12 protein-coding genes are annotated in these 14876 nt (G+C 41.2%); 2 read left to right on the forward strand and 10 right to left on the reverse strand.

The window, feature by feature from the left end; genetic code table 11:
- Window position 1: 1 nt before the first annotated feature.
- From DBR11_RS01310 to mtgA, 6 genes are all read right to left on the reverse strand, one after another.
- The gene (locus tag DBR11_RS01310) at window positions 2-1402 is read right to left on the reverse strand and encodes a RagB/SusD family nutrient uptake outer membrane protein (RefSeq protein WP_108549849.1); all 1401 of its coding nucleotides are present in this window, start codon (window positions 1400-1402) and stop codon (window positions 2-4) included.
- 10 nt (window positions 1403-1412) lie between these two features.
- A complete protein-coding gene (locus DBR11_RS01315; RefSeq protein ID WP_233260607.1) occupies window positions 1413-4766 on the reverse strand; it encodes a SusC/RagA family TonB-linked outer membrane protein in 3354 nt (1117 codons plus the stop codon).
- Window positions 4767-4797: 31 nt separating this feature from the next.
- Window positions 4798-5907: a FecR family protein gene (locus tag DBR11_RS01320; protein WP_108549800.1), complete on the reverse strand. Its 1110-nt coding sequence runs from the start codon at window positions 5905-5907 to the stop codon at window positions 4798-4800.
- Between the two features lie 74 nt (window positions 5908-5981).
- A complete protein-coding gene (locus tag DBR11_RS29460; protein WP_233260608.1) occupies window positions 5982-6635 on the reverse strand; it encodes an RNA polymerase sigma factor in 654 nt (217 codons plus the stop codon).
- A complete protein-coding gene (locus DBR11_RS01330) occupies window positions 6556-9153 on the reverse strand; it encodes a DUF5686 and carboxypeptidase-like regulatory domain-containing protein (protein ID WP_108549802.1) in 2598 nt (865 codons plus the stop codon). Before DBR11_RS01330 ends, DBR11_RS29460 begins: the two co-directional genes overlap by 80 nt.
- A 176-nt stretch (window positions 9154-9329) precedes the next feature.
- The gene (gene mtgA / locus DBR11_RS01335) at window positions 9330-10052 is read right to left on the reverse strand and encodes a monofunctional biosynthetic peptidoglycan transglycosylase (RefSeq protein WP_108549803.1); all 723 of its coding nucleotides are present in this window, start codon (window positions 10050-10052) and stop codon (window positions 9330-9332) included.
- Between the two features lie 133 nt (window positions 10053-10185).
- On the opposite strand from mtgA, the gene DBR11_RS01340 reads away from it, so the two are divergent.
- A complete protein-coding gene (locus DBR11_RS01340) occupies window positions 10186-10476 on the forward strand; it encodes a hypothetical protein (RefSeq protein ID WP_108549804.1) in 291 nt (96 codons plus the stop codon).
- Window positions 10477-10544: 68 nt separating this feature from the next.
- Here DBR11_RS01340 and rplI read toward each other — a convergent pair whose 3' ends face one another.
- The 4 genes from rplI to DBR11_RS01360 form a co-directional block, all read right to left on the reverse strand.
- Window positions 10545-10988, reverse strand: coding sequence for a 50S ribosomal protein L9 (gene rplI / locus DBR11_RS01345; protein ID WP_108549805.1), 444 nt, complete (start codon window positions 10986-10988; stop codon window positions 10545-10547).
- A 10-nt stretch (window positions 10989-10998) separates the two neighbouring features.
- Window positions 10999-11262 (reverse strand): 30S ribosomal protein S18, encoded by a 264-nt coding sequence (gene rpsR / locus DBR11_RS01350; RefSeq protein ID WP_012780908.1) that lies wholly within the window; start codon window positions 11260-11262, stop codon window positions 10999-11001.
- A complete protein-coding gene (rpsF, locus tag DBR11_RS01355) occupies window positions 11262-11621 on the reverse strand; it encodes a 30S ribosomal protein S6 (RefSeq protein WP_108549806.1) in 360 nt (119 codons plus the stop codon). Before rpsF ends, rpsR begins: the two co-directional genes overlap by 1 nt.
- Before the next feature lie 90 nt (window positions 11622-11711).
- On the reverse strand, window positions 11712-12959 hold the full coding sequence (locus DBR11_RS01360) for an outer membrane beta-barrel protein (RefSeq protein WP_108549807.1): 1248 nt from the start codon (window positions 12957-12959) through the stop codon (window positions 11712-11714).
- A gap of 128 nt (window positions 12960-13087) precedes the next feature.
- Here DBR11_RS01360 and DBR11_RS01365 point away from each other — a divergent pair, with 128 nt between their 5' ends.
- A complete protein-coding gene (locus DBR11_RS01365; RefSeq protein WP_108549808.1) occupies window positions 13088-14875 on the forward strand; it encodes a DNA polymerase III subunit gamma/tau in 1788 nt (595 codons plus the stop codon).
- Window position 14876: the final 1 nt, after the last annotated feature.

Consider the following 14876-nt stretch of genomic DNA (forward strand, 5'->3'; position numbering starts at 1 on the left):
TTTAATACAATGGGTTCTGGATCATATTGGAATTGGCTCTGATTTCTGCATTAGGGATTGGATAAACGTATTCTTTAGTCCCAGGCGATAAAGTAACTGCACCAAGTGCATTGGTCGCATCGGCAGGCTCTCTGGTAATCGGTAAATTGTTACGCCTCAAATCAAAAAAGCGATGCCCTTCAAAAGGCAGTTCTTTATATCTTTCCAACAGAATAGTATTGAGCAACGTTGCTTTATCTGCAAAATTAACGGAGGCATAACCATCAATACGAGCTGAACGTAAAGCATTTAAATCTGCCGCGCCAAGATCCAGACTGTTTTTCTGTGCATAAGCTTCCGCCCGGATCAGGTACATCTCTCCTGTTCTGTACAATTTAATATCTGTTAGGTTTGGCAGACCGGAACTTCCAGAAAGATATTTATTGACCATGTAATTAGATTTACCAATCCCACGGGTATTGTCAAATTTAATATAGGCTCTGTACCGTACATCATTAACTTTGTCATAGGTATTGATCAGTTCAAAAGCAGGCGCATATAATACAATGTTTTTGATGTCATAATAAAAATCGCCCAGACGTTCCGAATCACTTTCTACCCTTTTAAGTTTCCAGATCACTTCGTCATTGCTCGCATCCGTCCAAATGCCAGTAAATGTATTGCTGCTGGCAAGCGGAGTCGCATTAATAACCTCTGTACTGTATTTTACAGCATCATCCCAGTTTTTCTCATATATGGCTACACGTGCCTGAATGGCGGAAACAGCTTGTAATGTAATTCTTGTATTGTCGGTAAACGAAGACGGAATCAGTGATTTTGCAGCAAGCAAGTCAGCCTTAATCTTGGCCACCGTTTCACTAAAACTCAGTCTGGAAGGCTTAGAAACCACCGAAGTTTCCATATAGGGAACACCCATTGCCGAAGCTTCATATTTAGAGGCAAAATTCCTAAGCAATTCAAAATGGCTATAGGCGCGTAAAGCCAAAAGTTCTCCTTTGTATTGGTTCTTGATCCCCGCATCTGCCGGTTTAGAACTCACTTTATCCACATAGTTCAAAACGCGGTTAACCCGGTCTATGGTCACATATCCATAGGCCCATCCCGCAGTGATCGTTCCGCTGCTGCCATCGTATTGCCAGCGGTAAGTGGCCACACCACGGCCAGTACTGTTTTCTCCAGGCAAGGTACATTCGTCAGAAGTTAGAGATACATTGGTTATGGTTGTTCCGCTAAGTGAGGCATATGCACCTAACAAGCCACTGTTCAAATCAGCTACAGTCTGATAAGCTTTGGCATCATCAATGGTATCAGTGGGCTGGATATCCAGTTCCTTACTGCAGGAAGACACCACAATACCAATCAAGATTACAGTGTAAAGAAAGAATTTATTGTTGTTTAACATGATCGCAGGATTAGAAATTAACATTTAAACCAAGGGTGTAGGTTCTGGAATTCGGATAATCAAACATGGCCTCGCCATTACTGTCTTCCGGATCAAAACCCTTCCATTTTGTCCAGGTCAGTAAGTTACTACCTTGAACGAATACGCTCACCCCACTGATAAATTTAGTGCGGGAAAGCAAAGACTTCGGAAACGCATAACTTAAGTTTACATTTCTGAGCCTGATGTATGAAGCATCCTGAATATCTTTTGAAGAGTAGCTCCTTTTGGCATCAAACCTTGGCAGCAGAGCCTGATCACCAGGTTTTTCCCATCTGTCGTACAACATTCTAACCGATTGGTTACTGGTTGCAAAACTTGGGTTTTCATTGTAATAATCTTCATTATTATAACGGTACACATGATTTGCAAAACTGAACAAGGCCGTTAATGATAGTCCTTTATAATTTAACATGGTATTAAAGCCTCCTGTAAACGGGGGATAAAGCGAGCCAAACTGAGCCACGCTCATGGTGGTCGCGTTATAATCGGTTGTTTTAACACCCTCTTTGGTATAATATAAAGGATCTCCCGTCTGAGGATCCACACCTGCCCATTTGGGTGCATATTGCGAACCGAATGGCAGGCCTACCTGTACAAATTCGGAGTCGTGCAGCTCAAAGCCCTCCGACCCGCCCAAAGAAGTTACCCGGTTTTGGTTGTAGGCAAAATTAAAACCAACATTCCATTTCAGGTCTGTGTTGCGGATCACATCTACTTTAAAGTCAACTTCAACCCCTCTGTTACGCATCGAACCAGCATTCAGATTTAATACATCAACACCCGAAGTCAGGGATACCGGAAGATCCAGGAAAAGGTTTTTGGTCACCTTACTGTATACATCTGTGGTTAAATGGATACGGTTGTTCCAGATGTCGAGATCAAACCCGGCATTAAAATCCTTGGCATATTCCCAGTCGTAGTTTGCATTTCCATAGGCATAAGGATAAATCCCGCTGTTCCCTCCATAAGTAGTGGTAGAATAGGTAGACAAATACGTGAAATTACCGGGAAAAGGACTGGCTGTAGTACCGTAACTTACCCTGAACCGCAGGTCATTGATCAACTCATTTGAAGCCAGGAAGTTTTCTTTCTTCATATTCCAGGCTGCACCCAGCGAATAAAATCCATGCCATCTGTTTTTGGCAGGTAAAGTAGAAGAACCGTCATAACGGTAACTGGCATTTAAGGTATACCGGTCATCAAAGGTATATCTTCCCAAAGCAATATAGGAGATCAATGCATTTCTGGTACGTCCTCCACTAAATTCGGGAATAAAATTATTGTCAGACGTCCCTGGAGTGGCACCTGCCGGTGTTCCCTGTAAGCGGGGGTCTATACCATAAGCCTTGTAGCCGAAATTACGGTAATGTTGTTTTGTAATTTCATAGAGCGCTGTCAGTTCAAAATTGTGTTTGTCTATCGTTTTCTGGTAAGTTAATCCAGATGTAGAGATCATGGAGAAATTACGTTTTAAGCCTTCACCAAAACTTCCCTTTTCCCCATTTTCGTTCGATCCGGAATAAGAATCCGGATTAACTGAATTCTCTGTGGTCGTTTCTCTGAAATCTATCCCCAGTCTGGTCTTCGCTGTCAGTTCAGGTGTGATCTTATAGTTTAAAGAAGCGCTCAGCAAGGTTTTGTACTGGTTGTCCTTACTTGTGGTATTCAACATCCTTTCCAGTGCATTGCTTCCCTCTCTCTGATCGTAGATTTCGTACTGATCTTCATTGCCATAATGTACCAGAGTTCCGTCTGAAGCATATGGATTTTCATAAGGCAAAGCATAGAAAAGGGCCGCCAAAGGATTGACACCCCTGCTTGAACCTTCCCGTTCTATATAACTAGACTCAGAATAACCCAGGCTGGTATTGATACTTCCAGAAAACTTACCTGCATTAAAATCCACATTGTTTCTCAAAGAGTAGCGCTGAAGCCCTGACCTCACCGCTATTCCATCTTGTTTATAATAATTCAGGGAACTGTAAAAACGTACATTTTCATTTCCACCACTGGCATCTACCTGCTGTTCCATAAATTTACCTGTGCGAAAAAAGATATCTTTCCAATTGGTATTGATCTTTCCAATGCTATCCAGGATAAAATCTGCGCGCTGTTTTTCAGCCGTTGTCTTTGTGGCATAATCCGGATTGTTCTTAGAGAATGTCCAGCCTGGCCCAATATCGGATCCGGTTTCCCGGCCAACCTCTTCTTCAAACTGCAGGCGTTGCGTGGTGTTCATCATGTCAAATTTTGGTGAGGTCAGCTTTGAAATTCCATACTGGGATTTATAATTGAACTGAACTTTGCCAGATTTCCCCTTTTTAGTGGTGATGACAATCACCCCATTTGCGCCTTTAGAACCATACTGCGCTTTGGAGGTCGCATCTTTCAAAACCGTCACCGATTCAAAATCAGAAGGATTTAAGGTTTGAAAATAATCGGCTTCTATAGGCACGCCATCTACAATATACAGTGGGGAGGTGGTTCCGTTAATGGTACCTACACCCCTTAAAATCACTGTAGCACTCGTACCCGGTTGTCCGGAACCAGAAGACACCTGTAATCCAGGTACCCTGCCCTGTAAAATCTGATCAAAGGTAGATAACGGCACCTGGCTCATTTCTTTTCCCGTAACCAGAGAAGAAGAAGAAGCCGATTGTTCTTTCTTGTAATTGGTGTATCCTGTCACCGTTACTTCCTGCAGACTCTGACTGTCGGTTTTAAGGACAACATCAATCACCTTCCTTGCACCAATTTGCTGGACCTGCCGGGTATAACCTATAAAAGAAAACTCAAGGCTGGCCGCCGCATCAGCTATCCGTATCGAATACTGACCATTTACATCTGTGGCAACGGCCACAGTGGAACCTGAAACCTTTACCGAAACCCCAGGCAGAGGAAGACCGGTTTCGTCCACGACTTTCCCGGTGATCACTACATCTTTTCTCTCCTGAGGCAAGGTTGGATAAATGACGACAAGGTTACTCTCCTTTAGGCTATAGGTAAGCCGTGTGTCCTTAAGGATCTGACCCAGTGCCTCCTCCAGGGAAACCTCTCTCACGTCCAATGAGGTCTTGTTATTGATGGCCTCGGTATTGTTACTGTACACAAAACGATACTCCGTTTGTTTTTCTATCGCTTTCAGCAAGACTTTAACACTTGTTCCGCTTGCTTTTAAAGTGATTTTCTGCTGGGCAAATCCGGCAGCAGAAACCTGCATGCCTAAGAAGAGCAGCATACAGCCTGTGATTTTGATACTTAGCCATATCCTGCTGGTTAAGGAATATTGACCAAATTGTTCTAAAAGTAGGTGTTTTCTCATAGTTGTTTGGTTTGGTTGTGGTTAGTTTGGGTTATTTTGTCAACACAATACGGTTGCTTTCTGTTCTGAAATGGAAAGGATAAGATAGTTGCAGGGCCTCCAGTGTTTTCAAAATAGTTTCGTTTTCAAAAACACCTGAGTAATGGTAGTTTCCGACCTCCTCATCTGCAATAACGATTTGAATTCCATACCAATCCTGAAGTTTTCTGGCAATAACAGAAAGTGGAAGGTTATCGATATCAAGTCGTTTCTTAATCCATTGGATCTCTTCCGGCTCCTTTGACAAGCCTTTAGTTTGTAGTTCTGATATTTTATACGCCTTCTTAACCGCTGCCTCCGAATGCTGCTCCGGCAAATACCTGGTCAGCAGCTTCTGATTAGGCTTTAGCACCACAAAATAGCCCGGAAGTTGCCTGGAATCTATACGTACACTTCCGCGGATCAGTGCAGTTTCCATAGATTTTGACCCCTGGTAAGCTTTTACATTAAAAGAAGTCCCGAGGACTTTGATGTCGTTAAAAGCAGTATGTACAATAAAAGGGTGTGCGGAGTCGTGCTTAACGTCAAAGAAAGCTTCACCATTTAACCAAAGTTCTCGGTTTTCCTGATCAAAATCTTTCAAAAGACTGATAGCACTTTCCCTGGCCAGGGTAATGACAGTGCCATCTTTAAGTACAATCGTTTTCCGTAATGCTTTTCCAGAAGAAAAGCGTTCTCCTCCCTGATAAATATTGCTGATCTGATTTTCAAAGGGATGACGGAAAAGATAAACTAATATAAAGGCCATCAGGATGGCGGCAGCGATACCAGAATACCAATAAAAAGAACCGCTTCTGATGCGTGTTGTTACTAAAGCAGCTGGTTCCGATTCACCTTCGGTCATAAAATGCTCTTTAAAAATCCCATTTTGAGTTAAACCTTCCTTTAATTGTTCCAGTTGCGCTGCCCGATTGCCCTGCTCTGCATTCAACAGATGAACCAGACGTCTGGCTTCTGCTACTTCAGGAAGCTTATGTGGCAAACGGATAAGCCACTCTTTCCAGAACAATTCATCTTTCAAGTCCGTCCCGAGGCAATAACGCTGGAAAGATTCGCTACAAACAAGGTCTTCTACATTAAAATTATCTTCTGGAATTTGCATAGCAAGAGGCTTTACTATACAGACGGAGAAATCCTATATTTTTCCTAAGGAATTTTTTGTTTTTTTTATGGCACTTACTTCAGCAGCCTTCTAAGCACTTTAATGGCATCATAAATGGTATTATAAGAAGTTTTTATAGTTTGAGAAGTCCGCTCTGCGATTTGCTCATAGCTCAATCCCTCGAAAAATTTCAGCCGGACCAATTCCATCTGCCTTGGGCTGAGCTGCTGAATAGCCAGGCCTAGTTTCTTTTTCAGATCATCATCCTGCTGCACACGAATCAGAATCTCCTCATAAGGCAGTTCTTCTTCCTCCGCAATCATTTTACTCAGGGCATTATTGGTACGATCCTGGTAAAAGATCTGGTCGAGGATACACCTTTTTAGCGTGGTCATCAAATAAGATCTAACATGGTCTACCTGTGGAAGACGGGAGCGTTTTTCCCATATGTTCAAAAATATCTGATTGACCGCATCTTTAACCAGTTCGTGGTCGGGATGTATTTTCAAGCCATAACGGATCAAATGAAAGTACATGAGGTTGTACAATTCAAATAGCGCCTGCTTGTCGCCCAGTCGCATTTGTTCCCAGAACTTACGGTCATCTTCTTCAAAAAGCATATTTGCTTCTGAAGATAGGAAAACCGAATCAGAAATCCACATGTATCCTGGCCCTAATTCCCCATTTGGGTACATCCGGGTGATCCAGGTAGGTAAATCTCCGCACATAGTCAACACGAAGAATTTTAAAGATGTTTGAAATACCAATGCTGCCTTCCATATAAGGTGTCCGATCCAGTGCAAAAGAAGTTTGCCTGTTTTCGCGATCGCGCTGAAAACGAAAAAGATCAGGATCATTTTGTGGCAGGTTCTTGGCTGAAATACCACCATACAAAATTTTGAACGAGGCAACTTCACGAAGCTGCAGCTTTTTAACCAGAGGGATTTTGTTAAAAAAGAATCCGTTAAAGGCATGATCAATATGCAAACTGGCATAACGATCGCTCATAAACTCCATAAAATTCATCAGATTATAGGATTGCGGCTGATAGGCGTAGGTCTGATTCGCCCGGTGAATCACCAGCAAGGGAAAAGGTACCTTACCAAAAACAGCTCCCCCTTCCAGCATCAGGTCGGAATGTCCAAATGGAGCCACATATAACCTCTTAAAAATATTCAGAGAAAGGTTCTGGTAGTTGTAATCACCGCCAAGGAGACCTTTGAAACCCGCGCCTGCTCGTAATGTAAATATGGGGAACTCATTTCTTATAGGCCTGCGAAAACGCTTGCCCTGGTAAAACTGCTCATGAGGTGCCCATCGCAACTCTGTCACAAATTCAGAAAGCTGGATACTTTTGACAATCCTGTCTTCCTCATTCGCTGTCCTGAAAACCAATCCGCCCGCAGGATCAAGTTCCTGGTTCCTGTAGCCGGCGCGCAGAGAGAAGTGATCTTTAGTTTCCTGAAAATATTCTGCAGACCATTTTCGGTTATACAGCCATTTATCATTTAAACCTCTTTTAAACGACAGCAAAAAGTTGTCATCCTCTATAAAATTCAGATCCTGCCCCGGAATTTGAGTCTCATAGCTATGCCTAAGTGTAAAAGTACTTACGGGAAATTGGTAAACGCCTGAAGGTTTAAAAGAATAGGTGGCACCCAAAGCATATTTCCATTGCTCGTCACGAAGGCCATAAGCAAGATGCCCTTCCAGTACCACTTTCTGACTAAAGTCATCATTTGTCCGCCCACTAATCCTGAACCGCCGACCCTCTACATGGTTAAAGCTATAAAATGACCCAACAGGGCCGATATCAATAAAGCCTACCTTCTGATATCCCGACAAGACAAAGGCGGTAAATCCCATCATGGTCTTGAACCTGGAAGATTGCTTTAAGCTGTCGATATTCTTATAAGCATTTTTTTCCAGCGGAGACAATTCTTCAGGCCGGCTAAAAGGAAGGTTTTGAGCACTTGTTCCGGAACCTGGGAAATCTTCCAAATCTTGCACGGCCAAACCAATCCGGTAGTCGTCGTTTAAAATAGTCTTTTCTCCAAAAATACTGTACTTCCCTTTAAATAGACCGAGATCCATGGCCATTACACTTTTAGAGATATGGTATTTACCATCCAGGGCAGATGCATAACTGACCTTAATCTGAAGATCCTTAACCCAATTGAGATTGATCTCCTTGTTGATAGACAGACTGGCGTGCTGAACCGCATAACGACCATCCAGGCTAATATAAAGTTCTCCCATAAACAGGATGTCCTGCTTATTTCTGGGGCTAAACATCAGGTGTACTACAGGCACTCCATCACGCTTCAGGCTATCTATAATGAAATATTTATAAAACTCAGGCGCCAGTGGAGCCACCGGGCTCAGAAATTTCTGCCCTCCAAGGCCGATATCGTGTTCATAAATATCTATAGGCTGATAAATCCTTTCCAGGTATTGATCAATACCATCTTCATCAAAATATTGATCAATCCTGGATTCCTTACGGTCTAAAAACTTCACTTTATCCTTATCCGCTTGTTCCTTCCGGATATGCTGGCTTAACTTTTCCTGCATAAAAACAGGAACCAGCGTTTTTCCAGGCTGAAGAATAGTATCTGCCGTTTTCGCTAAAAAAGGAAATTTGCTTAAAAGGGAAGATTTTGATCTCAATTCATTTGGTATACTGATCGACAGATTCAATTTTTCATACTGCCTGAAACTTATTTCCTGGTTTGAAGGACCAATATTCTGTTCTTTATGTGCAATCACTTTCCGAATCAACTCCACAGCTTCATTGCCCCGGTTTTTATAGCGGGGCCGTTGACTGGCCTGAATATTTACCCCTTCCAGCTGCTGGGCATTTTCTTCAAGTTCGATCAGTAGATTTTCCGTTAAAGAATGCCCCAGAGAATGTTCCTGGGTTTTAAATCCTATTGCAGAAAACCTGATAACTTTTACTGCCTTCCCCGTGCTGATTTTGAAACGCCCATCAGGATCAGAGACCACGCCACCAGGAACGCCTGCGAGAACTACACTTACCGAAGGGATGGCTTGCTTGGTTACCTTATCTTTAATGGTACCTGTCACCGTAATGATTTGCCCTGTAACCTTCAGGGTAGAAAAAAAGAATAATAGCAGAAGGACGAGTCGGCAATCTATAACAGGACTTGGATAAAAGCTCCAACGACAAGAGGAAGAGGCCTTAAAAAAAGGGGATACACGCAACAATCTTAACAACAAGGGCATAAAAGAAATTTAATATAAATGCATTTACAATAGGACAACTTGCCTCCATTTTACCCTTACTCCTTAAAGAAAGAAATACGAAAAGACACCATGAATCCGAAGAGGTATATCTTCATATACAACCACCAGAGTGTGCAGGACTAGTTCAAAAAATTGTAAATATTTATATTAATGAATTAGAAGTCAAGAGGCCCCAATCTTCGCATGTTTCGCATGATCAGATATTGACGGTGCTGAATATAGCGGGTTGGGTGTGCCGGTGTCCAGCGTAAAGGATTTGGAAAACAAGCGGCAATCAATGCGGCCTCGGCACGGCTTAACGAGCTGCAGGATTTACCATAGTAAGCCTGGGAAGCGGCCTCAGCACCATAGATCCCATCACCCATTTCTATTACGTTCAAGTAAACTTCCAATATCCGTTCTTTGCTCCACAGCACCTCAATCAGCAAGGTAAAATAGGCTTCAAATCCCTTACGGATCCAGGAACGTCCGGGCCAAAGGAATACATTTTTAGCGGTTTGTTGAGAAATGGTACTTCCTCCTTTTACTTTTTTCCCTTTTTCATTGCTTTCGTAGGCTTTTTCAATTGCTTTAATATCAAAACCCATATGCTTCAGAAAAAGCTGGTCTTCGGCAGATACAGCTGCCCTTTTCATATTGTCTGAAATATCATCAAAACGCATCCACTTTTTATCGGTCTTAAAGGTCTTTCCTGCGGTTTTCCGTTCAATATTACGTTCAATCATCAGCAAGGTAATTGGTGGATTGATAAAACGGTAAGCCAATACCCATAAGATACTCACACTTAAAAACCAGATCAGGATCCGGCTCAGTATTGAAGTTATTTTTTTTACAAGAGGTGATTTAGTCTTTGCCGCCGAACGTTTTTTTTGTGCCATTGCCCAAAGGTAAGAAAAACATCAATTCGCTTTATAAATCCTTCTTTGCTGCGCTCAAAGTTCTTAAATAATTCTCTAAATTTGCGCTTACACAGGCCCCTATTAACCAGGTCTTAACTGACAACAAATTGATATGAAGTTTACAGCATCCCGTCTTTCAGAAGGCAACAAGGTTTTTCCGACTGAGATTTATTTAGAAGAAAACAGTATTGAGATTAAATCACCGGGATTATTCAGCGGAGATTCAAAATATCTTAACTACGAAGACATTACTTCCATTGAAGTAGACACGCCTATGATCGGTTTTTCTACGCTAAGGCTTTTCCTGAACGGAAATAAGGTAGAAGTGAGCGGCTTTTCTAAGAGCGACATCAAGAAGATCAGACAAATGATCGATGAAGCCAGAAGCAAAAGACGAAGATAAATTCAAAAATAAGACATAAAAAAAAGCTTCCTGAAAATCAGGAAGCTTTTTTTTATGTTGTATTAAGATTACTCAGCTACAACTTCGAAAGGAACTTTAACTTTCACTTCTTTGTGCAAGTTTAAGTTGGCAACATATTCACCAACAAATTTAGGCTCAGTTTCGAAAGTGATACGGCGACGATCAACATCAAAACCTTGTTGTTTCAATGCATCAGCAATCATAATCGTGTTTACAGCACCAAAAATCTTACCTGTCTCACCAGCTTTAGCACCGATTGTCAATTTAACCTCAGTTAAACGCTCAGCAATGCCTTCAGCATCTTTCTTAATTTTATCTTGTTTAAAAGCAGCTTGCTTCAGGTTTTCAGCCAATACTTTTTTAGCTGAAGGTGTAGCCAACTGACCAAATCCTTGAGGAATCAGGTAGTTACGACCATAACCTGGCTTTACTGTAACGATATCATCTTTCTCCCCTAGGGATTTGATATCTTGTTTTAAAATAATTTCCATCTCTCAGTTCCTATTTTAATTGGTCAGCAACAAAAGGTAATAAACCGATGTGACGAGCACGTTTTACAGCCTGAGCTACTTTACGTTGAAATTTCAATGAAGTACCGGTTAAACGGCGAGGTAAAATTTTACCTTGATCATTGATGAATTTTAACAAAAAGTTTGCGTCTTTGTAATCGATATATTTAATACCATTTTTTCTGAAACGGCAATATTTTTTTCTGTTATCGTCCACTTTTGGAGCGGTAACATATTGTATTTGATCCTTTGCCATTATACTGCAGCCTCCGTTTTAGGTTTTTTGTTAAAAGCTCCGCTACGTTTTTTCTCGTTGTAAGCAACCGCGTGACGGTCTAATCTTACAGTTAAGAAACGTAAAACACGCTCATCGCGTTTAAGCTCCAACTCTAACTTGTTAATTAATTCACCTGAAGATTTGTATTCTGTAAGGTGGAAAAATCCGCTTGCTTTCTTTTCAATCGGATATGCTAATTTTCTCAAACCCCAATTGTCCTCTTGAACAATTTCGGCTCCGCTATCAGAAATGATTTTGCTAAATTTTGCGATGGTTTCTTTAGCTACTTCTTCTGATAACAACGGGGTTAGAACGATAACAGTTTCGTACTGATTCATTGTTATTTGTTTTTTTAATTTAATTCCCGCTACGAACGGGGCTGCAAATGTATTAATTATTTTCTATTAATGCAAAGAGTATCAAAAGATTTAGTGTTTCCCGAACAGGTAATTAACCCCAAACTTCCATCTCTGCATAGAGGCACTGAACATCGTATAGGTTGTAATGGACGTAGGAAGACTATACATCACAGAAAGTTCTATCTTTTTATTCAAAACTATCCCGGTAGAGACCGGAAAGGAAAAATTAAATTTCTCTGGCTTGAATGTGTCCTCTTGTATTTCTTGCTCTTTCCTGAATGAATTGTATCTGGAGGTAATCACATTGGAATATTTGGAGAAATTACACCCCAGTCCCCCACCCAGAAAGATCTTTAAAGCGCTTGCATTATAAAAATTGTAAATGAACTGCGGAGTCAGAGTGAAAGACAACTGGTCAAAGGCCTGGCTTTGATCAGAAATATATTCAGTAACCGGCTCATGAACTGACACCTTATTCTTACTGCTAAAAAAGGAAAGATCTGTTCTGAAAATAAATTTTCCAATAGCCGGATTGAGAAACATATCAATCCCTGCCTGGAATGCGGGCATTACTGAACTTTTACCAATTGCTGTTTTTAAAGCCAGAGGGTGTTCTCCCTGAAAGGAAACCTTGCTGACGCTCAAACCAGCCCCGGCATAGAGCCTAACCAGTTTATACTTATTTTTAACCTCCGTTTCGCCATTGATCCGGAAAGACAGCTTCACCAACTCAGGTCCTGAATACCGCAGTGACTTTAGTTTGTCTTCAGAAATATCAACTTTGAATTTTTCTGTAACTTCCCTGAGCTGCCTTGCATATTTGTTATCGGTCACAAAAACGCTTTCCTGATTTGGTACCAGAAAGAGATTCTGAATCAGTTCGTAAGGTACAGGCGCAGCGCTTTCTTTGATAAAAAATCTCTTTTTAATCTTATCCTCATATGAAAACAAGGTTATATTTTTCCCGGACTGAAGAACCTTCAGGAATACGGTCTCTGTTTTCGAACTGGTATCAAGGCCGTTGGAAAGATCGCTGAAATTCACTTTGCTCTGACTGATTTTGACTAAATAACGTTCACTGGATTCCATTCCGTCAATGCCATAGGCTGAGCATTCTTTAAGGCTATAGACCTTTGTTTTGCCATTTAAATTTGTCTTGAAGTTAAAAGAAGATGGATTTGCACTTCTCTCTTTATAATCAATAAATCCTTTGATGGTATCCTGGTTATTGATGACGATATAGCCTTTTTGAAAATTAGATTGTGCAAAAGAAAGCACAGGAATAGCCATAAGCAGGCCAATAAGAAAGCGTTTCATAGTTGTTTTTTGGGCAAAAATACTTTTTCTCTTAAAATTTCCTAATCAGAATTTCGTTTTGCACAGGATCGCGTTTATTTTCCACAAAAATCTTTTGCTCGGTAAAAATTTTATAATTTCGTTGGCGAATGGAGAATTTTATAGTATCGGCCCGTAAATATCGCCCGGCAACGTTTGAAACCGTTGTAGGACAGCACCACATCACCGGAACTTTAAAGAACGCCATTAAAAATAACCAGCTGGCCCAGGCCTTTTTATTCTGTGGGCCAAGGGGCGTAGGAAAAACGACCTGTGCCCGTATCCTGGCAAAAACCATCAATTGTACCAATTTAACTCCGGAGCAGGAGGCCTGCGGTACCTGTGAATCCTGTATTTCTTTCCAAACCGGACATTCCTTTAATTTTCATGAGCTCGATGCTGCTTCCAATAATTCGGTTGATGACATCAGAAGCCTGATTGACCAGGTAAGAATTCCGCCACAGGCCGGAAAATACAAAATCTATATTATAGATGAGGTTCACATGCTTTCTGCAAATGCCTTTAACGCATTCTTAAAAACGCTGGAAGAACCGCCATCTTATGCCATATTCATTCTTGCAACAACAGAAAAGCACAAGATCCTGCCTACCATATTGTCCCGCTGCCAGATCTTCGATTTCAATCGCATTCAGGTAGAAGATATTGCCAGCCACCTGAATAAAATCGCTCAGCGTGAAAATATTGCAGTAGAAGCAGATGGCCTTCATATTATTGCGCAGAAAGCAGATGGTGGATTAAGGGATGCCTTATCTATGTTCGATCAGATTGTGAGTTATACCAATAAAAACCTCACCTACAAATCTGTTATCGATAATTTAAACATCCTGGATTACGATTACTATTTTAAACTTACAGAATACCTGACCTCTGCGAATGTAAGTCAGTCTTTAGTGTTGTTTGATGAGATCTTAAACAATGGTTTTGATGGCAATAATTTCATCAACGGGCTGGCCAGCCATCTCAGAAACCTATTGGTGGGCAAAGATCCACAGACGGTTAAGCTTCTTGAAGTCAGCGAGAACATCAAACAAAAATACATCAGCCAAAGCCAGCAAACCTCAGTCTCTTTTATTCTAACGGCACTGAATCTGGCCAATCAATGTGATCTCTCTTATAAGAACAGCAAGAATCAACGACTACAAGTCGAATTGGCGCTGATCAAAATGTGTCACATCCCCTCAGTATTGCAATTGGCTCAATTACCGGCATCCAATTCTTTAACTGACGATCAGATTAAAAAAAAAACTGATGTAAAAACTGAACTACCTGTCGCTGTTCCATCTGCAGGCAGCGTTCCAAAAGCACTTGAAAAACCTGTCCCGGTACCGCAAGTACCAATCAGTACACCCGCTCAGCCGGCCAGACCAGTAACGCAAACAGATAAAATTGTTTTAAAGCCTCAGCCTTTGGTCAATAAGACAGGTGGCACGCTAATTCCATCTTTAACCTCGCTGGAAAGCCTGGCCTCGGAAGCAGAAAACAAGGAGCCAAAATATATAGATGGTCATGAAAAAGATCCTTTCACCTTTGAGCAGCTGATGTCTTTATGGAACAGTTATGCCCATAAAGCTAAGGATGAAGGCAAGATCAATATATTTACATTATTGACAAGCAACGAACCGATACTGGAGCATCATGAGATCACTGTATTAATAGAAAACAAAATACAGGAAGGCCTGCTCCATGAAGAAATGGTCTATTTTCTAAATTTTCTAAGGTCACAGCTTAAAAACTTCAGCATACAAATCAAAACCAAAAAAATAGAGGTCCAACTCAAAAACAGGCTTTATACCAGTATTGAAAAATATCAATATCTGGCACAAAAGAATCCTCAGCTGGAAGAAATGCGTAAACGTTTTAATCTCGATATTATCTAGC

This window comes from Pedobacter sp. HMWF019, from assembly GCF_003061025.1.
Classification (GTDB): domain Bacteria; phylum Bacteroidota; class Bacteroidia; order Sphingobacteriales; family Sphingobacteriaceae; genus Pedobacter.

What these genes read in the sequence shown, in the direction of transcription:
- DBR11_RS29460 (WP_233260608.1), bottom strand. Translation starts at nt 6,635, where the DNA reads ATGTGCGGAGATTTACCTACCTGGATCACCCGGATGTACCCAAATGGG.
- DBR11_RS01360 (WP_108549807.1), bottom strand. Translation starts at nt 12,959, where the DNA reads ATGAAACGCTTTCTTATTGGCCTGCTTATGGCTATTCCTGTGCTTTCT.
- DBR11_RS01310 (WP_108549849.1), bottom strand. Translation starts at nt 1,402, where the DNA reads ATGTTAAACAACAATAAATTCTTTCTTTACACTGTAATCTTGATTGGT.
- rpsF (WP_108549806.1), bottom strand. Translation starts at nt 11,621, where the DNA reads ATGAATCAGTACGAAACTGTTATCGTTCTAACCCCGTTGTTATCAGAA.
- DBR11_RS01315 (WP_233260607.1), bottom strand. Translation starts at nt 4,766, where the DNA reads ATGAGAAAACACCTACTTTTAGAACAATTTGGTCAATATTCCTTAACC.
- DBR11_RS01340 (WP_108549804.1), top strand. Translation starts at nt 10,186, where the DNA reads ATGAAGTTTACAGCATCCCGTCTTTCAGAAGGCAACAAGGTTTTTCCG.
- DBR11_RS01365 (WP_108549808.1), top strand. Translation starts at nt 13,088, where the DNA reads ATGGAGAATTTTATAGTATCGGCCCGTAAATATCGCCCGGCAACGTTT.
- mtgA (WP_108549803.1), bottom strand. Translation starts at nt 10,052, where the DNA reads ATGGCACAAAAAAAACGTTCGGCGGCAAAGACTAAATCACCTCTTGTA.
- DBR11_RS01320 (WP_108549800.1), bottom strand. Translation starts at nt 5,907, where the DNA reads ATGCAAATTCCAGAAGATAATTTTAATGTAGAAGACCTTGTTTGTAGC.
- DBR11_RS01330 (WP_108549802.1), bottom strand. Translation starts at nt 9,153, where the DNA reads ATGCCCTTGTTGTTAAGATTGTTGCGTGTATCCCCTTTTTTTAAGGCC.
- rpsR (WP_012780908.1), bottom strand. Translation starts at nt 11,262, where the DNA reads ATGGCAAAGGATCAAATACAATATGTTACCGCTCCAAAAGTGGACGAT.
- rplI (WP_108549805.1), bottom strand. Translation starts at nt 10,988, where the DNA reads ATGGAAATTATTTTAAAACAAGATATCAAATCCCTAGGGGAGAAAGAT.